This window comes from Halomonas sp. SpR1 (genome assembly GCF_031010175.1).
Taxonomy (GTDB): Bacteria; Pseudomonadota; Gammaproteobacteria; order Pseudomonadales; family Halomonadaceae; genus Vreelandella.
Map to the genome: position 1 here is coordinate 344,551 of NZ_JAUAMB010000001.1, position 19,305 is coordinate 363,855.

Sequence of the window (19,305 nt, forward strand, 5' to 3'; positions counted from 1 at the left end):
GCCTTAAGTGACCAAATCTATCCAATGCTTCTTATTGCGAGAGCATCCATTTTTCGCCTGTTCTGTGTCACCAGTTTTGCACCAAGCTATCAGTACAAGCTATCAGTACTAGTACCTGTGTACTAAATGCTCAGCACCCAGTGAACACAAAACGGTGTGCCTATCATTAACGCCTAAGCGCTAAAAGGCAACAATGCCAAGATATCAACTTCTTGCCAATACCGACATACTTCAGCATAGCAAAATTGCCGCGATGGTCACTAAAAATTAGTTTGCTATGCTTTTGCGCGGCCAAAACCGCTCAAAACCAGTAATCAATGCAGCGCGTTTTTACCTTGGGCACGCCATTTCAGCACTGCCCTAGCAGCTTCCAATACGGCTTCGCGCATATCATCTTCCGCCTTCAAGCGCTCTTTGTCTTCTTGCATACGTTCTCTAGCGGTCAGTTGCTGACGCGCGGAGTGCGTATTCAGGTGTTGAGTACGGTTGTAATGCTCGGCAAACGCCTGAAATTCAGTGCGTTCCGTTAAACTAGGGTCAATGATCTCTAATAGCACCTTGCAACGCCAAGCGCCCTCGGTAATATCAACCTGCTCCTGAACCAGCGCGCTCGCAACATAATCGAGGTTTTCTAAGCTATTTTGTTGAGCACGAGCATCTTCATCGCGTCGATAAGCTTCTCTGCGGCTGACCTCTTTACGTAACGACCATGCGTAGAAGCATAGCCCTATAACCACTGCAATCGCCACGGCCAGTAGTACCAGCGCTACCGTTGAGTTCATGCAACTCCTCATTAAGCGAATAAATTACTTGACGAAAATTGTACACCCTTATACCACCATTAGGCCAACAGCATCCAGACTTGTCTTCCTCTCTGGCTGAATGCCTGCCCCTAGGATCACTTTATACGCTGGATTACCAGACCAGCGCCGCAGCGTAGTGATCGAGTAGTAGTGCCCCGAAAACCCCCAACAGGTAGCGAATCGAGAACCAAAATGCGCCGATAGGGGCAGCGAAATCCTGTCCACGCCACACTCGCCAATTCCAGACCATAAAGCGTGCATTCAGACACACCACGATAAACAGGTAAAGCGCGCCACTCATACCTATCATCACCGGCAATAATGTCGCTAACACAGTTAACCATCCATACAGCCAAATCTGCAGCCGTGTAAAAGGGATACCATGAGTAACAGGCAACATGGGAATCCCCGCGCGCGCATAATCATCGCGCTTATGAATGGCCAGCGCCCAGAAGTGTGGCGGTGTCCAAGCAAAAATAATCAGCATCAGCAGTAGCGGCTCAGGGGTGATTTGACCAGTGATTGCGACCCATCCCAAGAGTGGCGGTGCCGCGCCAGCCACTCCCCCTATAACGATATTTTGTGGTGTAGCCCGCTTTAGAAAAGCGGTATAAATCAACGCATAACCAATCAGTGAGGCAAAGGTTAGCACAGCCGTTAAGTGGTTAACCTGCCATGCCAATAACGCAACACCCGCGACAGACAGCAAGCACGCCCAAGCTATGGCGATCGCCACGGGTAGTCGTTTGCTTGCCACTGGGCGGCGAGATGTTCGCGTCATTACCGCATCCAAGTGACGGTCGATGACATGATTAAAAGCAGCTGCACCGCAAGAGGCCAAACCTATACCGGCTAGACCGAAGGTGACACTCGTCAACGCTGGTAGACCTGGGGTGGCTAAAGCCATCCCTACGGCGGTACATACCAACATAACCGCCACCACTTTAAGCTTGCACAGGCCTAGTAGTTCTTTCCAGCCCCACACCATAGAAGGCAGTGCCGTGGGTAGCGTCATTGTTATATTTCGCATGGCATGCTTCCCTTTTATTGAGCGATAACGTTGTTATAGGGTGAATGAGTGGTCGTTGAGTAGACGCCAGCCTCTTGATAGCGCCAACGCCACCAGGCCCAAACGAGTCCAACAGCCAACGCGATGGCGCCAGCGGTGTGCAGCAGCGCCAGCCATAACGGCAGCCAAAGAAGCACATTGGCAACCCCCAACGCAGCCTGTAGCGCATACAAACCGATGACAATCGCTAACGGCCTTGCAGCACTCTGCCACTGCCGATAGCGCCACCAGAGCGCTATTAGCCCGACACCAAGCAGCAATGCACCCAGGCGATGAACTACTTGAATTGCGGTACGCGCATCGGCATGCAACTGCCCATGTAAATAATTGGGGCCTACGGTCTGGGTGAGATGAAAGCCCTCGCTAATATCCATCGCTGGCATCCACTGGCCATTGCAAGTAGGAAATCCCTGGCAAGCGATACCGGCATAATTGCTGGACACCCAGCCACCTAGCGCCAATTGTACAACCAGCAAACATGCCGCAATCCCCCACCATGCATTAACCCGCCGAGGCTCACTTGTTGACGTTGGCGTCGCGGCGAGACGTAAGCGAAGGTGCAGCCAAAAAAACAGTAGCAATACGCTCAGCCCACCCATTAGATGCAGGGTAACGACTTGGGGCCATAACTTGAGCGTAACGGTGAAGGCCCCAAAGGCGCCCTGGAGCAAAATAACCGCTAGCAGCATCAAGCTCATTCGCCACGGGTAATCCCGACGACGGCGCAACGACCAACCTAAGGCGACAACGCTGAGCACCACCACCCCTAACAGAGTCGCGATATAGCGATGAACCATTTCCACCCACGCTTTGAAGGGCTCCAACGGCACATCTGGGTGGCGCAGCGTGGCAAAGTCGCCATCAGGGACGAGTAGTTTACCGTAGCAACCCGGCCAGTCCGGGCAGCCCAAACCCGCATCAACTAAACGCGTCCAGGCGCCTACTAACATAACCACTGCAGTAAACAGAGTACCTACCAGCGTTAATCGCACTAACCAACGTAAGCGGCGTTCACATGAATCGTGCATGGTGTTTCCTTAACAGCAGGGAGTTAGCCCGTTTTATTGAGGATTCACTTTGAGTAAATGCTGGATATCGTCGAGCACGTACTTAGTGGCTACATTTGCATCGAATGCCAATGCCGGGCGCCCCATAGGATCAAGCAACCACACTGCATTATCTTCACGCCATGGTGGCAAATGCTGCCATTCGCTGGTCATCTCTCCCGGTAGCGGTTCGGGGTCACCGCCAATTCTCAGACGGGTTAATCGCGGCGCTTCGCGTCCTAAAGCGCGATGTAAACGCCAAAACTCATCCTTACGCTGTTCACACTGCTGAGCGCAGTCAAAGGCCAGTATCCACGCTTCTTGGCCATTGGCAGCGGCGGTTGTTAAAGGCCACTCATCGAGAACGGGTAACGCCACATCCACCTTTCCATGAGCTGTATGCTGATCTGGAATACCAATCCGGAACTCGACCATCCCCCAGGCAGCCACCATGGGCGCCGCAAATATTGCAAAAATAAGGATTAATTTTAGCCGTTGGCGGCGAATGTGCTTGGCATCCTGCATAGGTCTTCACCCCTGTTTATTTTTATTACCTAAACGCTTTGTTGTACCTTATCGCGACGTAATTTCCGACCACCGATGAACATGACTATCAACGCCGCCAGGGCTAACCCCCACCACTGAAAGGCGTAGCCCATATGCCGACTAGGCGGCATTACATTGGCCTCCCACCAAGGAACCAAAACCCCGTCGCCCTCGCTGGCGTGCAACCAGCCTGGGTAGCTAAATGAGCCTAGTGAAGCGTGCCAGGGCTCATGACTAAGCTGTTGCAGCCTCACACCTTCTCTATTCTCCCCATATAACGGCCCTCCCGTTTGAACCTCCTGCCACTCGCCGGTCAACTCAACCACGCCACTGGGTGTGGCTACATAAGGTGACTCGCGACGCGGCCCGGTGGCTAAAAAACCTCGCTGCACAAGCCAAAGCTGCCCGTGGTCATCACGCAGCGGCGTTAATACCGCAACGCCCACTTTTCCGTCTACAACGCGGTTATCCAAATAGAGCGTTTGCTCGGCTAAATACTGCCCCCGCAACGTTACCCGGGCACCTTGAGCTGGCTGCTCGGTGGGATACACCAAGGCAGGGGCTGCAGCACGAAGAGCGATGGCTAACTGCTTGTCATCTGCCCTCTCCCACTGCCATAGTCCTAGATAGGTGCCTAACACCACCAGCAGACTCCAGAACAGACACCAACTATAAAAACGCCATTGCCGAGAGGGTTTCATCATGTGGTTACAACTACTCATTGCCGCCGTATTTATTGCGATGGTCATCAGCTTGGCCATGGGAGCAGGCTTCCTATTGCGCGACAACGTGTCTTCACGCCGCCTATTACGCTCTCTCAAATGGAGAATTGGCTTAGCCTGCCTGCTCATGGCCCTTATCATTTATGGCTACTGGTCGGGTCAATTAGGCTGATCCGACTACAAGACATAAACAAAAATAAACAGCCCCACCCAGACCACATCAACAAAGTGCCAATACCAGCATGAGGCTTCAAAACCAAAATGGTTTTCGTCAGCGAAGTGCCCTTTAATAATACGCACCAGCATGGTGGCTAAAATCAGCGTGCCGATAATGACGTGAACCCCATGAAACCCCGTCAAAATAAAGAACGTCGCACCAAAAATCCCGGCTTCCAGGGTAATTCCGTAATGCGCGTAGGCCTCGTAGTACTCGATGCCCTGAATAAAAATGAAACAGACACCCAGAAGTACCGTACCCGCTAACCAATTGCGGCATGTCTTGCGATAGCCCTCCTTTAACGCCTCATGGGCAATCGTTAATGTAATACTGGAAGTTATCAAAATCAGCGTGTTAACAAGCGGCAACTGCCACGGACTAAACACTTGGCGGGCCCCAACGATTGACGAGTCAGGCGGGTTTAGCAGCGGCCATGTGGCTACAAAGTCAGGCCATAGCAACGCGGAAACGCCTTTTGCCCCTTCCCCTCCTAGCCATGGGATAGCAAACATCCGTACGTAAAACAGCGCGCCAAAAAATGCGGCGAAAAACATCACTTCCGAAAAAATAAACCAGCCCATGCCCCAGCGAAATGAGCGATCCATTTGAGCATCATACAGCCCTCCCCGAGACTCGCTAATAACGTCACGGAACCAGAGAGCCATCACCGCAATAATGCCCACCACGCCAATTAGCATCAGCGGCAAGCCGGTGTCATAGACAAGCTTGATACCGGTACCGACCATCATGGCACCAAGGGCCACCGAGCCAAGAACAGGCCACCGACTGCTCGCCGGAACGTAATAGCTACCACTGCTCATATCGCTTCTCCCGCCGCTTTATTGTTTTTGAGCTCGTTACTGAGATTGTTTTTAAGGTCGTTTTCAAAGTCACTGTTAGCGCTGCTCTTAAGCGTATTATTCAATGCTGCATTTTGAATCGCATGCTCTACCGGGTAGAGGGTATACACCAGCGTAATGGTATTAATATCGTCAGGCAGATCACGCGATAGCTGGAATACCAACGGTATGGTTAACCGCTCATTACCCTGCAACTGCTGCTCCTGAAAGCAGAAACAGCTGATTTTACGTAGATGTGTCGTGGCAGTAGAGGGAGACACACTGGGCACTGCTCTCCCCCAGCTTTCGCTATGGCTATTGTTGGTGAAGGTAAAATCGACTTCTGCCATTTGCCCGGGGTGCACGCTCATCTGGCGCATTTCAACGCTCATCTGCCACGGCAAGCCGGGGCTGCCGCGAGTGATAAATTGCACGTTGATATAACGCGACTCATCCACCTCTTCATGCACGATGCTTTGCGCCGTGGCATCTACCTTGCCGTTAAGACCGGTGATCTGGCAAAAAACGTCATAGAGCGGCACCAGTGCAAAGGCAAACCCAAACATGCCGACCAGTACGGCGACTGTCCTAATAACCGTACGGCGCACCCCCACTTTTGCCTGTTCTTGATCGTCCATAACACCTCTTGGGCTAGCGCCCCATGTGCTCTATTTCGTCATTAGTGGGACGTACGATGAAACACAGGTGGCGTTTCAAACGTATGCAGCGGCGCTGGGCTAGGCACCGTCCACTCTAAATCTTCTGCACCCTCCCAAGCTTTTGCTGGCGCTTTTTTGCCGCCGCGCACACACAGTATGACGCCCAATACAAATAGCAGCTGAGATGCGCCGAAGAAGAAGGCACCGACACTTGAGAGCAAATTAAAGTCGGCAAACTGAAGGGCATAGTCAGGGATTCGCCGCGGCATACCCGCTAAGCCCGCAAAGTGCATTGGGAAGAAGGTTAAATTGACACCAATAATCGAGAACCAGAAGTGCCACTGGGCGAGCTTCTCGTTGGGGTAATGCCCAGTCCATTTAGGCAGCCAGTAATAGACCCCAGCCATAATGGCGAAGATTGCCCCAGGTACCAGCACATAGTGGAAGTGAGCCACCACAAAGTAGGTATCGTGATACTGAAAATCCGCCGGGGCGATGGCCAACATCAGGCCGGAGAAGCCGCCGATGGTAAACAGCACCACAAAGGCCAGGGCAAATAGCATCGGCGATTCAAAGCTGATTGAGCCGCGAAACAGTGTAGTAACCCAGTTAAACACCTTAACCCCGGTAGGCACGGCAATCAGCATGGTGGAGTACATAAAAAACAGTTCTGCCACCAGCGGGAGCCCGACTATAAACATATGGTGAGCCCAGACTAGAAATGACAGTAATGCAATGGCAGCCGTGGCATACACCATCGATGCGTAACCGAACAGAGGCTTACGCGCAAAGGTAGGGATGATCGCCGACACAATGCCAAAGGCAGGCAGAATCATGATGTACACTTCGGGGTGGCCAAAGAACCAGAACAGATGCTGAAACAGCACCGGATCCCCACCGCCTGCAGCATCGAAGAAACTGGTTCCAAAGTTAATATCCATCAGCATCATAGTAATCACACCCGCCAAAACCGGCATCACAGCAATCAGCAGAAAAGCAGTAATCAGCCAAGTCCAAACAAACAGCGGCATATCCATTAAACGCATACCCGGCGCACGCATATTTAGTATGGTCGCGATAATATTGATGGCGCCGAGAATAGAGCTAATACCGGCAATATGCAGGGCGAGAATAAAGAAAGTTGTCGAGGGGGGAGCAAAATTCGTCGATAGCGGCGCATAGAATGTCCAGCCGAAGTTTGGCCCTCCACCGGGCATAAGCAGCGTTGACAGTAACAGCGTGAATGAAACAGGAAGCAGCCAAAAACTGAAATTATTTAACCGGGGTAACGCCATATCCGGCGCACCGATCTGCAGCGGTATCATCCAGTTGGCTAAGCCGGTGAAAGCGGGCATTACAGCGGCGAACACCATGATCAAACCATGCATGGTGGTCATCTGGTTAAAAAACTCTGGTTCGATCAGTTGCAGGCCGGGTTGAAAAAGCTCGGCCCTCACCACCAGGGCAAAGATTCCGCCAATGAAAAACATCGTCAGCGAAAAAATCAGGTAAAGAGAGCCGATCTCTTTGTGGTTGGTGGTCAGTAGCCAGCGTAAGATACCTTTTGGCGGCGCAGCATGACCATGACTCTGGCCATCGGCGACGGCTGTAGTGCTATGTTGCAGCGAGGGCTGTGGAGGTAGTTTGGGCGCCATGTGACTCTCCGAAATATTGTTGTTGTCTGATGCGTTGGCTTACCAGGATCATTGGGCTATTAATTCAGCCACTTCAGAAGGCTGCACCGCATCTCCCGTATCATTACCCCAGGCATTACGTGTATAGGTGACTACAGCCGCTATCTCTACCGGGTTTAGGGTGTTACGAAAAGCGGGCATGGCAGCGCCTGATACGCCGTTTATAACCTTATCAAGGTGCCAATCCACGTCGCTGATAAGCTGTTCGTTATTCGCTAGTGCCGGGAAAGCAGGTGGCGCGCCTTGCCCTTCAGCCTGGTGACAGGAGGAGCAAATCGATTGATACACTGATTGACCCCGTTCTACTAGCTCCTCCATTCCCCACTCACGATCAACACCCATCGCTTCTTGTTCGGCGGCTTCTTTCCGCTCGGCAAGCCAACTCTCAAACTCATCTTCTTCTACAGCATGCACCACCACCGGCATAAAGCCGTGATCAATACCGCACAGCTCAGCACATTGACCACGATAAATACCCGGTTCGTTGATCTTCACCCAGTTCTCATTGATAAAGCCGGGAATCGTATCCTGCTTGACCGCTAGATCCGGCACCCACCATGAGTGAATAACGTCGTCGGAGGTCATCAGAAAGCGAACTTTACGGTTAATCGGCAACACCAGCGGTTCATCAACCTCTAATAAGTAGTGCTCCCCACGAGCCTCTTCACCACTGATTTGTGCTCTCGGCGTACTCATATTTGAGGTAAAGGCGACATCCTCGCCAAGATACTCGTAGCGCCAACGCCACTGCTGGCCGGTGATCATTACGTCCAGCTCTGCGTCTGATGAGTCGTACATATTTTTTAAGGTGGCGGTGGCGGGCACCGCCATACCAACCAAAATCAAAATGGGGATGGCGGTCCATAATACTTCCACACTAGTGTGCTCGTGAAAGTGGGCAGCTTTTGCCCCTTTGGAGTGGCGATAACGAAACAGGGAGTAGAACATTGCTCCAAACACCACCACGCCAATCACCACACATATCCAAAAAATGGTCATGTGCAGGCCATAAATATCGCTGCTCACATCGGTTACACCAACAGGCATGTTCCAGCCGTTAGACTGAGCTTGCGACTCGCTTGCAGCAAGGGATATGGCCATTAGCCACCACCACCGTGAACGCATAGATACCTCCAGCTTATTGTTGTTATTACTTATCGTTAGATTAGGACAGGGTTAATTGAGATATTAGCAGTATAGAAAATATGTGCCATTCGTCACGCTTTGCTTATTTAACGCTATCAACGTTTTTCAGCGGGCCGCAAACATGGCCAAAAAAACAAGTACCAAAACAAATAGCAGCGTAATCAACACACCAGTGACAAGATAGGCCGCTGGCCTGCCACTACTAAAGTCTTCCTCACGCTTTTGGTTGCTCTGGACACCCAGTAAGGCTGCTAGCACTGATTTCACCACCGACCACATAGAACCTCCGAGGGAATCGACGCTCTCGCATTTATGCAGGCTAAAGGGTTAACCGCTATTATCATAGGCATACATAAGCATTACGTCAGGCAAATGACTACCTATAGTTTCTCAATGTGAGATACTCAGCTCATTATCAGGATCCGCACCACCCAATGGAGTGCCTTATGCTCAAGCGCCGCAACGCCTTATTCGCCTCTACGTTACTGGCTATGATGCCTCTGCTGTTAGCAGGCTGTACGACTTATACATGGCCGGACGGCTCTCAGGAAACCGTCATCGGCGTTGTGCCTGAAGAGGAGAATCAACGCTACGAGGAAGAACGCGTTGATGGTGTGCGCTACCGCATTCCAGACGAACTCCCGGAAAAGCGTAGCGAGTAGCCCCCGTGTCGTGGTCGCTTTAGTTTCACTCCTTACGCTTGGTATGCGCAGTAGCTAGTGCTGTTAAAGGATCTTCTGGCCAGGGATGCTTGGGATAGCGACCACGCATCTCTTTGCGCACTTCAGGGTAGCCATTTTGCCAAAAGCTGACTAAATCCTGGGTTACCTGCAACGGCCGACGCGCAGGTGAAAGCAGATGAATCATCACTACAACGGCTCCATTCACAACGGTCGGCGTTACCTGCCAGCCAAAGGCTTCTTGCAGTTTCAACGCTAAAACAGGTGGGCGTTGGGAAAGGCACGGCAGGTAGTCCAAGCCAACCTGCTTGCCGCTAGGAACCGCCAGCGTTAGTGGCGTTAACTGCTCAAATTCACTTTGCATCTCCCAAGGTAGTGAATTGAGCAAATAACGCTCCAGGGGCAATTTATCAATTTGGCTCAGCCGCTTGATGCCAACCAGGTAAGGGGCCAGCCAGCTATCCAGCGAGGCTAAGAGCGCCTGCTCCGACCAGTCGGGCCACGCTTCTCCCTGATATTCACGCAGTAGCGCCATTCGCCCGCGCAACTGCTGTAGTTGATCGCCAAATAACTTTTCAGGCTGCTGGCGTAGGGCGCTCAATAGCGCCTCTTTTACCGCCTCTTGCGGCAGGTGGGCTAAAGGTCGTTTGGCAATGGTGAGGTTGCCATGCGCCTGCACCTCTTCACCGACTAAACGCCCCTCTTCTTGCAACCACGTTACCCGCGGCTGCCATTGGCGAATACCGGGATATAGCGAAAGCAGCCATTCACGTGACAATGGCTCACCTACGGTAATTCGTGCCTCACCACCTGCCTGGCTATTTAACGCCACGCCCACTAAATAGGATTGATGCGCTAGCGCATCGTTTAACGGCAGCGTAGCCGTTTTGCCATTGGCAAGGCGAAACTTACCCGGCTCTATTAGCTGGCCAATGCGCTCCGGGTAGGCCAGCGCTAAGAGTGGCCCCAAGGGGATTAGCTCGGCGTCACTAAGTGTTACTCCTGCTCGCTGGGACAACCTAAGCGCTTCACGCTGCCAAGCGGGGAAACGTTTAGGCTGACGCAGACGTAGTGCTAACGCATCGTGCAGCGAGCGCTCGGTACTGTCACGCTCCTCCAGCAGTGCAGCTAACCCACAAGCCAGTGGCACAGCTTTGAAGTCTGCAGCTCGCTCCAGCATGACGGCAATTCTCGGTTCAACAGGCCAGCGGGCACAGCGACTTCCCAGCGGGGTTAGCTTGTGGTGCTCGTCTAATATCCCCAGCTGTGTCAGCAGCGCTTGTCCACTGCGCCAGGCGCCCTCCGGCGGCGGCGATACCCAGCTGAGCGCCTGGGGCGATGCGACGCCCCAGCACGCCAGTTCGAGGACGAGCGATGAGAGATCCGCCTGCTGAATTTCCGGCTCACCGTAAGGCACCAATGTCTGATCCTGAGCCCAAAGCCGAAAACAGCTGCCCTCCTGCTGCCGCCCTGCGCGCCCCCGGCGCTGGTCAGCGCTGGCGCGATTAATGCGTCGGGTAGTCAAACGGGTTAACCCGGTGCGCGGCTGAAAAAGCGGCACTCGCTCCAGGCCACCGTCAATTACCACATTTACACCCTCAACGGTAATGCTCGATTCGGTGATAGCGGTGGAGACAATAATTCGCTGCTTAGATGTGTTCGCCGCCAAGGCTGCCTGCTGTTCAGCAATACTCATTCTGCCGTGCAGCGGTCGAATCGCCAGGCTAGGAAATGTCTTTTCCAGCACTTGTACTAAGCGATTAATTTCAGCGACACCGGGTAAGATGACCAGTATGTCCTGGGAATTGGGTAGTGATAGCGCCTCTTCGACCACCCGAAGCGCGTGGCTGGCGCTCTCTTCACCACTTAGCGAAGGACGATAAACCGTCGTCACCGGAAACTGGCGCCCGTGGCACTCAATCACAGGCACCTGCTCGCCCAACACTCGCTTGAGCGCTTCGCTATCCAAGGTTGCCGACATCACCAGTAAGCGTAAATCGTCACGAATACTGGTTTGCACATCCAGCGTTAACGCTAGGCCCAGGTCGGCGTCTAAACTGCGCTCGTGGAACTCATCAAAAATAATCCCGGCGACGCCTTCTAACAGCGGATCATCTTGCAGCATGCGGGTGAGCACGCCCTGGGTCACTACCTCCAATCGGGTTTGTGCACTGACACAGCTATCACCGCGCATGCGATAACCGACCGTTTGACCAACGCTCTCACCCAGTTGCTGGGCCATAAAGCTAGCCGCCAAACGCGCCGCTACCCGCCGTGGCTCAAGTAATAGTAGCTTTTGCCCTTTGGCCCACTCCTCGTCAAGCAAACAGAGCGGCACGCGGGTGGTTTTACCCGCCCCCGGCTGGGCAATCAGCACCAGACGGTTATGGGCAGCAAGGAGGTTTTTAAGCTGCTCAAGGTAGTGATCAATAGGTAAATTGCTCATTCAGGGATCACTTTTCCACACTGTGAGTGTCAATACCCTGCTTCACAGAAGGCGCAGTGACACCGCAGCCTTTTAGGATAACCTGTTCAAGGAAGGCGGAGATCGACTCGAGATCATCCTCGGTTAACGCATCGCGGCCTAGAATACCGCTGACCTGAGCACTATATTCAGTGTAATGCTGGGTGGCAGACCAGATCAGGAAAATAAGCCAGCGCGGATCAACCTCATCCATTTTGCCTTGTGCCGACCACTGACGGATGATCGCAGTACGAGAAGCCACCCAGTCCCGTAACTCGCCCTTCAGATACTCAGTTAAGAAGGGAGCACCGGCTAAAATTTCCGCTGCAAAGAGTTTTGAGCCTTCGGGATAGCGCTGCCCAAGCACCATTTTAGTGCGAATAAAGTCACTGAGTACCGTCGCGGGATCGCTATCAGGGGTAATGTCTTCAAGCACTTCGTTCCAGCGATGCATCATGCGGTTAAGCAGCCGCACATAGAGCGCTTGTTTACTGCCCATGTAGTACAAAATGTTGGCTTTGGGGAGACCGGCTTGATCAGCGATCATTTGCAAGCTCGCCCCGCGGTAGCCGTGCTGAGAAAACACTTGCTCCGCAGCAAGCAAGATACCCGACTCGATTTTTTCCCGGCCAGGGCTTTCAGAAGTGGCAGATGCGACGGTCATTAACAAGGTTCCTTAGTGATATGGCTAGGCTAGCGAATTGCCCCGAAAGTTGGCATTTCACACAAGCTTGCCCCACTCCTGTGCAGTGAGCAAATACTTGCAAGGTAGGGCGTTTTGTCCCAAGCTCAACGTATATTGACCGATCGGTCAGCACGATCCCGGTCTATACAATCACAATGGAGTTCGGCATGGCTACGATTGCGTTCCTGCTCAATGGTACCCCCCAGCGGTGTGACATTTCACCCGACACCAGTATTTTAACCCTACTGCGCGAGCATTTGGCCCAAACGGGTACCAAAGAGGGCTGCGCCTCGGGCGATTGCGGCGCTTGCACCGTAGCGATTGGTGAGTCAACGGCCGACAGACAACATTTTACCAGCGCTAACGCCTGCATTACGCCTGCTCACCAACTTCGGGGTAAGCACTTGGTCACTGTTGAAGGGTTGTCGGTAAAAGGTAACCTGCACCCTGCCCAGGAAGCGATGGTCAAATGCCATGGTAGCCAGTGCGGTTTTTGCACGCCGGGTATTGTTATGTCGCTGTTCACCCTGCATAACGACCTTACTCAGCGGCCCTCACCGCTAACACCAGTGCGACTGGAAGCCGCGCTAGGCGGCAACTTGTGCCGCTGCACCGGCTATCGACCGATTCGGGATGCTGCGCTGAGTATGAATGATATGCCCTACGAGCGTCCTCAGTGGTTCGATGCGACGCTGCCAGCACCAGAAAGCGATGCTCAGACGACAGAGTCGCCGGGAACAGCGCCATTTTTCGCCCAACCAGCGTCGCTGGCAGCGCTAACGCAGTGGCGTCAAGCAGCTCCTCAGGCACGCTTGGTGGCAGGCGGCACGGATCTTTGGCTGGAGAGCACTCAGCGCCTGGCAACCCTTGATCAGTTGATTGACGTTTCTCGCGTTGCCGAGCTACTAACCATTGAAGAGGCTCAGCTTGACAATCAAATCGGCTGGTGGATAGGCGCCGGGGTGACCTATACCCAGCTCGAACCCCTGTTTGAAGCGCACTTCCCTGCGTTTGCCCATCTGCTGCACCGGCTGGGCTCACAGCAAATTCGCAACCGGGGAACCCTGGGCGGCAATATCGCCAATGCTTCCCCTATTGGCGATACGCCTCCCGTGCTACTGGCCTTAGGTGCCCAGGTAGAGCTTGCCAGCGTAACCGGCAAGCGGCGCCTAGCGCTTGAGGATTTCTTTCTGGATTACAAAAAGACCGCGCTGGCGGCTGATGAAGTCATTTCCCGAATTTTCGTTCCCCAGCCGGTTGAAGGCAGCCAACTACGCGTCTGGAAGCTCTCCAAGCGTCGCGAAGATGATATCTCCGCGCTGCTCGGCGCCTTTAGCTACCGCGTTGAGCAGGGTGTTTTGCGTGATGTGCGGATCGCCTTTGGCGGTATGGCCGCTACTCCCAAACGCGCGCTAGCAGCCGAAGCAGCGCTTGAGGGCAATGCTATTACCCGTGAGGCGTTTCGCGCCGCTCAGCAGGCACTCGATAATGACTTCCAGCCCATGAGTGACGTGCGGGGCAGCCAGCAGTATCGCCAGCAAGCCGCCAAGAACCTGTTTGAACGCCTCTATCTCTCTCTCTCAGCGCCCGACCACGAGGTGATGCTCCATGCGTACGCTCACTAAACTGGACGGCGATAGCAGCCGTGCCCGCCGTGAACTACACGACCACATTCAAGGCTCTGGCCCCTTGGCACGCCATACGGTCGACAGTACCGGACAGCGGCAAGCAGGTAGCTCAAGTTTTCATGAAAGTGCCGAAAAACATGTCACCGGCAAGGCGGCTTATATCGACGACTTGGCCGCACCGGCCGATGCACTGCATGTAGCGTTAGGTCTCTCGCCCGTGGCCCACGGCACCTTAACTCAGCTTGACCTCAGCAAGGTCAAAGAGGCACCTGGGGTAGTCGATGTAATTACCTTTCATGAGGTGCCGGGGCATACCGATATTGGGCCGGTTTTTCCCGGTGATCCTATTTTTGTCGATCAGGAGATCAGCTACGCGGGCCAATGCCTCTTCGCCGTTGCAGCAACGTCGTTGCAGGCAGCACGCCGAGCCGTCAAGTTAGCCACCATCAGCATCGATGAGCAGCCCGCCAGTTTAGACCCGGTGGCCGCGACGGAGCGCAAAGAGCTTGTGCGCCCGACGCATGTGCAAACACGCGGTGACTGGCAGCAGGCGCTTGATCAAGCAGAACAGATTATTGAAGGCGAACTCTTCGTCGGCGGGCAAGAACACTTCTACCTGGAGGGTCAGGCCTGCGTGGTTTACCCCAGCGAAGATGAGGGTGTTATCGTCCACACTTCCAACCAGCACCCCAGCGAGACCCAGAAGCTGGTGGCGGAGGTGCTCGATATTCCTTTTCACGCGGTCACGGTGGAAGTCCGCCGCATGGGTGGTGGCTTCGGTGGAAAAGAGACTCAGGCGTCTCCTTGGCCGTGCATTGCAGCGATTATTGCCCGCCGCACCGGCAAGACGGTTCGCCTGCGCCTACCGCGCAGTGAAGATATGCGCGCAACGGGCAAACGCCACCCCTTCCATAACCGTTACCGGCTCGCTATTGATGCTGAAGGCGTTATTCAGGGGGGTGAGATCACCGTGATCGGTGACTGCGGCTACTCGCCGGATCTCTCCGACGCCATCGTTGATCGCGCCATGTTTCATGCCGACAACGCCTACTCGCTGGGAGATGCCCAGGTGGTAGGGCATCGAGCCAAAACCCATACCGCCTCTAATACCGCCTTTCGGGGTTTCGGTGGCCCCCAGGGAATGATGATTATTGAAGCGGCCATGGATGACATTGCCCGCCAGATTGGTGAAGATCCATTGACCGTTCGCAAGCGCAACTTTTACCGCGATGGCCGCGAGGTGACCCACTACGGCCAGCAGGTCGATCAGCGCCAACTCCTGCATACACTCGTTGAAACGCTAGAAAGCGACAGCGAATACTGGGTACGTCGCAAAGCGGTCAGTGACTTCAACGCCACTAGTCCGGTTATCAAGAGAGGCTTGGCACTAACCCCGGTGAAATTTGGTATTTCGTTTACCGCTCAACACCTTAACCAGGCAGGCGCCCTGCTGCATGTTTATACCGACGGCAGCGTGATGATTAATCACGGCGGTACCGAGATGGGCCAAGGGCTGCATACCAAGATTTGCCAGGTAGTGGCCAGGGAGTTGGGACTCGATTTAGACAAAGTGCGCATTACCGCTACGCGAACCGATAAAGTCCCCAACACCTCACCGACCGCCGCTTCCAGCGGAGCTGACTTAAACGGCATGGCCGCACGGGATGCGGCCGGCAAACTACGTGAACGTCTGTTCGATTTTGCCGCCGGGCACTATTCAGAGGGCTTGGATCGGGAAGGCATGCGCCTGGAAGACGGTATGCTGGTGGCCGGGTTTGGTGAAAGCGAACGCACTATCCCCTGGGGTGAATTGGTGCAAACGGCCTATCTCAATCGCGTATCACTGTCTGAAAAAGGCTTTTATGCCACACCGCTGATTCACTACGATCGCTCAATCGGCCAAGGCCGCCCTTTCTATTACTATGCGTTTGGCGCTGCAGTGGCTGAAGTGAGCGTGGACACCTTGAGCGGTGAGTATCAGGTCGATCGGGTCGATATCTTGCATGATGTGGGTGACTCGCTAAATCCCGCCATTGATATTGGCCAAGTAGAGGGTGGCTTTATTCAAGGGATGGGCTGGTTAACCAGCGAAGAGCTTAAGTGGAACGATAAAGGCGTTTTGGTCAGCGATGGCCCGGCGACCTATAAGATTCCTACTTTCGGTGATTTACCGCCGATCTTCAATGTTGCCCTGCTAGAGGGGCATCCTAATTCCATGGCCAGTCTCTACCGGTCAAAAGCAGTGGGCGAGCCCCCTTTTATGCTGGGTATCTGTGTCTGGTCGGCGTTGCGTGATGCGCTATCGAGCCTTACTGATTACGTCATATCACCCCACTTAGACACTCCGGCCACACCGGAGCGGGTGATGCTGGCGGCCAATGCCATCAGGAAGAAAGCGCTGTGAGTTTTACTCAAACTCCTGAAACCTGGCATGCGGCACTGCACCGTTTACAGCGCGACGGCATTCCCCATGTATTAGCCACCCAGGTGACCAGCGCGGGCTCGACACCCCGCGAGCCGGGTGCGCGCATGGTGATTACTATTGATGCCATCTTCGATACCCTGGGAGGCGGTACCTTTGAGTGGCAAACCATTTCCGCTGCACGGGCGTGTTTAGCCGAACAGCGCTATGGCCTCAGCTTAGAAGCCTTCTCTCTGGGGGGGCGAAGCGGCCAGTGCTGCGGCGGTTTCGTGAATATCCTCTTAGAAGCCTTTCCCGGCGCCACCTCTCACATCGCCATCTTTGGTGCAGGCCACGTCGGTCAAGAGATCGTCAAACTGGGCGCCCCGCTCCCTTGGCAACTACATTGGTACGATAGCCGTAGTGATGTGTTTGCCGGGCAGCAGCAACCACGACTTCACTGTTATTCGCTTGATGATGCTGAGAAATGCGTCGCTGACTTGCCTGCAGATACCCATGCGCTGGTATTGACGCACAACCATGATGAAGACTACATGCTGATCAAAGCGCTAATTGAGCGAGACGACGTCGCATCAATTGGGCTGATTGGTTCTGACAGCAAGTGGGCTAGCTTTTCAGGACGGCTGAAACGCGACGGTTATTCTGATGAACAAATAGCGCGGGTGCGAAGCCCCATTGGGCGCATCCACGCCACTAAGCTGACTAATAAAACGCCCTATGCGATTGCGCTTACGGTGGTGGCTGAGCTGCTTTGGCTAACGGACACACCTACTTCTCAAGAAAACCGCGGGCTGGATTCCCAGTCTCTGCGGGCGCTATTGACCGATCCTCCTACGACCACGAGTTAATATGAATTCTTCTCCCAATACGTTTATTCGTGCCGAATTGATCAGCTTTGTCCGCGACCCTGGGGATGGCGATATGCCCGCACCGGGCAGCTTAGAGCACTACGGCGACGGCTTGCTGTGGCTGAAAGGCCAGCAAATCCATGCCGTTGGCCATTTCGCTGAGCTTTCACCTTCATTACCCAAAGGTGTGGAAGTTCTGGATTACCGTGACAAACTGATTATGCCGGGATTTATCGATACCCATGTGCACTATGTGCAGTTGGATATCATGGCCTCTTATGGGCGTCAGCTACTTGACTGGCTAAACGACTACACTTTTCCTGAAGAGTGCCGTTTTGCCAATCACGCCCATGCGGAAGCGCTCTCTAACGCCTTTTTGGATGAGATGCTACGTGCAGGCACTACGACTGCCCAAGTGTTCGGCTCTAGCCACCCTGGCTCCGTGGACGCTTTTTTCACTGCCTGCCAAAAGCGCCAATTACGCATGCTGGTGGGCAAGGTATTGATGGATCGTAACGCGCCCGAGGCGCTAATGGACGGTGCTTCGGGCATCGCCGACAGTGAACGCCTGATTGAGGATTGGCACGGCAATAGCCGACTGGGCTACAGCGTCACGCCACGCTTTGCACCGACATCAACAAAAACGCAAATGGACGCTGCCGGCGCCCTTCTGCGTAATGACCCCACTCTTTGGTTGCAAACTCACTTGGCTGAAAACAGCGGTGAGCTGGACTGGGTAGCCGAACTGTTTCCAGGTAGTCGCGACTATTTGGCCGTTTATGAAGAAGCAGGCCTTGTTGGCCCCCGCAGCACCTTTGCCCACGGTATTCATCTCGACAATGGCATGCGCAAGCGTTTGGCAGATCGAGGCGCCAATATAGCTTTTTGCCCCAGCTCCAATCTTTTTCTAGGTAGCGGATTATTCGACCGGGAAGCAGCCAAACAGACGGGTATGGCATATACGTTTGCCAGCGATATTGGTGCAGGCACCGATTTATCAGGGTTTGGCACGCTTAAAGCAGCCTATCAAGTGGGTCAACTAGGCGGGCAGCCCCTCACCGCATGGCAGGGCTTTTATGGCTTAACCATGGGCAATGCAAAAGCGCTTTCGCTGGATAGTCACATTGGGCAGTTAGCCCCTAGCCTTGAGGCTGACTTTGTGGTGATTGATCCACAGGCAACATCGCTGCTGTCACGACGCATAACCCACTGCACTACCCTTGGCGAACGGCTGTTTGCATTAATGATGCTGGCTGATGATCGCGCCATTTATGAGACCTGGGCCGGTGGCATCTGCCAACACCGTAGGGATGTATAAGTGAGGAGTGAGGGGTAAGGTGTGAGGTGTGAGGTGTGAGGTGTTTAAGTTTACCCCTCACTCCTCACTATTTTCCCCTCACAACCTAACTTTCACGCAAAAAAATCCCCCAAGGCGTAAGCCCTGGGGGATTTTTCATAATAAGTGCCTGACGATGACCTACTCTCGCATGGGGAGACCCCACACTACCATCGGCGCTAAGCGGTTTCACTTCTGAGTTCGGCAAGGGATCAGGTGGTTCACGCATGCTATGGTCGTCAGGCGTAACTGGCTATGTACATCATGCTGACTAGCTTTCTATCGTTGCTTGCTAAATTGTGTGCGTCTCATTGCCAAGCTCTGTATTCAACAGTTAGCTCAGCCTGCGTATCCGGTTCTTCACGTTATCATCACGACCAGACCCCTTGGGTGTTATAGGGTCAAGCCTCACGGGCCATTAGTACACGTTAGCTCAACACCTTGCAGCGCTTCCACACCGTGCCTATCAACCAGCTGGTCTCGCTGGGCCCTTCAGGAGGC

18 protein-coding genes and 2 rRNA genes are annotated in these 19,305 nt (G+C 53.8%); 6 read left to right on the forward strand and 14 right to left on the reverse strand.

Features of this window, described 5'->3' with window-relative positions; translation table 11 throughout:
- Nucleotides 1–314: 314 nt before the first annotated feature.
- The 5 genes from QT231_RS01670 to QT231_RS01690 all read right to left on the reverse strand — a co-directional run bounded on the left by QT231_RS01670 (nt 315) and on the right by QT231_RS01690 (nt 4,168).
- Nucleotides 315–782 carry a DUF2489 domain-containing protein gene (locus tag QT231_RS01670; RefSeq protein ID WP_308335204.1) on the reverse strand — a complete coding sequence of 156 codons (468 nt, stop codon included), beginning with the start codon at nt 780–782 and terminating at the stop codon, nt 315–317.
- Between the two features lie 133 nt (nt 783–915).
- Nucleotides 916–1,833 carry a heme o synthase gene (gene cyoE / locus QT231_RS01675; RefSeq protein WP_308335205.1) on the reverse strand — a complete coding sequence of 306 codons (918 nt, stop codon included), beginning with the start codon at nt 1,831–1,833 and terminating at the stop codon, nt 916–918.
- A gap of 14 nt (nt 1,834–1,847) precedes the next feature.
- Entirely contained in the window at nt 1,848–2,900 is a 1,053-nt protein-coding gene (locus tag QT231_RS01680) for a COX15/CtaA family protein (RefSeq protein ID WP_308335206.1), read from the reverse strand.
- Between the two features lie 33 nt (nt 2,901–2,933).
- A complete protein-coding gene (locus tag QT231_RS01685) occupies nt 2,934–3,443 on the reverse strand; it encodes a hypothetical protein (RefSeq protein WP_308335207.1) in 510 nt (169 codons plus the stop codon).
- 29 nt (nt 3,444–3,472) lie between these two features.
- Nucleotides 3,473–4,168, reverse strand: coding sequence for an SURF1 family protein (locus QT231_RS01690; protein ID WP_308335208.1), 696 nt, complete (start codon nt 4,166–4,168; stop codon nt 3,473–3,475).
- On the opposite strand from QT231_RS01690, the gene QT231_RS01695 reads away from it, so the two are divergent.
- A complete protein-coding gene (locus tag QT231_RS01695; RefSeq protein ID WP_308335209.1) occupies nt 4,167–4,358 on the forward strand; it encodes a DUF2909 domain-containing protein in 192 nt (63 codons plus the stop codon). The genes QT231_RS01690 and QT231_RS01695 overlap by 2 nt on opposite strands.
- 5 nt (nt 4,359–4,363) lie before the next feature.
- Here the strand turns inward: QT231_RS01695 and QT231_RS01700 are convergent, their stop codons facing one another.
- The 5 genes from QT231_RS01700 to QT231_RS01720 form a co-directional block, all read right to left on the reverse strand.
- Nucleotides 4,364–5,224 carry a cytochrome c oxidase subunit 3 gene (locus tag QT231_RS01700; RefSeq protein WP_308335210.1) on the reverse strand — a complete coding sequence of 287 codons (861 nt, stop codon included), beginning with the start codon at nt 5,222–5,224 and terminating at the stop codon, nt 4,364–4,366.
- Complete coding sequence (locus tag QT231_RS01705) at nt 5,221–5,880, reverse strand: cytochrome c oxidase assembly protein (protein WP_308335211.1); 660 nt, start codon at nt 5,878–5,880, stop codon at nt 5,221–5,223. The genes QT231_RS01700 and QT231_RS01705 overlap by 4 nt, the downstream gene beginning before the upstream one ends.
- Before the next feature lie 41 nt (nt 5,881–5,921).
- On the reverse strand, nt 5,922–7,556 hold the full coding sequence (gene ctaD, locus QT231_RS01710) for a cytochrome c oxidase subunit I (RefSeq protein WP_308335212.1): 1,635 nt from the start codon (nt 7,554–7,556) through the stop codon (nt 5,922–5,924).
- Between the two features lie 48 nt (nt 7,557–7,604).
- Nucleotides 7,605–8,720: a cytochrome c oxidase subunit II gene (gene coxB, locus QT231_RS01715; RefSeq protein ID WP_308335213.1), complete on the reverse strand. Its 1,116-nt coding sequence runs from the start codon at nt 8,718–8,720 to the stop codon at nt 7,605–7,607.
- 126 nt (nt 8,721–8,846) lie between these two features.
- Entirely contained in the window at nt 8,847–9,020 is a 174-nt protein-coding gene (locus QT231_RS01720) for a DUF2970 domain-containing protein (RefSeq protein WP_308335214.1), read from the reverse strand.
- 167 nt (nt 9,021–9,187) lie between these two features.
- On the opposite strand from QT231_RS01720, the gene QT231_RS01725 reads away from it, so the two are divergent.
- Nucleotides 9,188–9,403 (forward strand): hypothetical protein, encoded by a 216-nt coding sequence (locus QT231_RS01725; protein WP_308335215.1) that lies wholly within the window; start codon nt 9,188–9,190, stop codon nt 9,401–9,403.
- Nucleotides 9,404–9,428: 25 nt separating this feature from the next.
- Here the strand turns inward: QT231_RS01725 and hrpB are convergent, their stop codons facing one another.
- Nucleotides 9,429–11,867 carry an ATP-dependent helicase HrpB gene (hrpB, locus tag QT231_RS01730; RefSeq protein WP_308335216.1) on the reverse strand — a complete coding sequence of 813 codons (2,439 nt, stop codon included), beginning with the start codon at nt 11,865–11,867 and terminating at the stop codon, nt 9,429–9,431.
- A 7-nt stretch (nt 11,868–11,874) separates the two neighbouring features.
- The gene (locus QT231_RS01735; protein ID WP_308335217.1) at nt 11,875–12,549 is read right to left on the reverse strand and encodes a TetR family transcriptional regulator C-terminal domain-containing protein; all 675 of its coding nucleotides are present in this window, start codon (nt 12,547–12,549) and stop codon (nt 11,875–11,877) included.
- Nucleotides 12,550–12,737: 188 nt separating this feature from the next.
- On the opposite strand from QT231_RS01735, the gene xdhA reads away from it, so the two are divergent.
- From xdhA to guaD, 4 genes are read left to right on the forward strand one after another with little or no spacing between them, the layout of a single operon-like run.
- Nucleotides 12,738–14,195, forward strand: a complete 1,458-nt coding sequence (gene xdhA / locus QT231_RS01740) for a xanthine dehydrogenase small subunit (RefSeq protein ID WP_308335218.1) — start codon at nt 12,738–12,740, stop codon at nt 14,193–14,195.
- Nucleotides 14,179–16,602: a xanthine dehydrogenase molybdopterin binding subunit gene (xdhB, locus tag QT231_RS01745; protein ID WP_308335219.1), complete on the forward strand. Its 2,424-nt coding sequence runs from the start codon at nt 14,179–14,181 to the stop codon at nt 16,600–16,602. Before xdhA ends, xdhB begins: the two co-directional genes overlap by 17 nt.
- A complete protein-coding gene (gene xdhC / locus QT231_RS01750; RefSeq protein ID WP_308335220.1) occupies nt 16,599–17,468 on the forward strand; it encodes a xanthine dehydrogenase accessory protein XdhC in 870 nt (289 codons plus the stop codon). The genes xdhB and xdhC overlap by 4 nt, the downstream gene beginning before the upstream one ends.
- Nucleotide 17,469: 1 nt before the next feature.
- Nucleotides 17,470–18,786, forward strand: a complete 1,317-nt coding sequence (gene guaD, locus QT231_RS01755) for a guanine deaminase (protein ID WP_308335221.1) — start codon at nt 17,470–17,472, stop codon at nt 18,784–18,786.
- Nucleotides 18,787–18,932: 146 nt separating this feature from the next.
- On the opposite strand, the gene rrf is transcribed toward guaD, so the two are convergent.
- A 5S ribosomal RNA gene (gene rrf, locus QT231_RS01760) occupies nt 18,933–19,048 on the reverse strand.
- Nucleotides 19,049–19,201: 153 nt separating this feature from the next.
- Nucleotides 19,202–19,305, reverse strand: a 23S ribosomal RNA gene (locus tag QT231_RS01765); the annotation flags it as partial.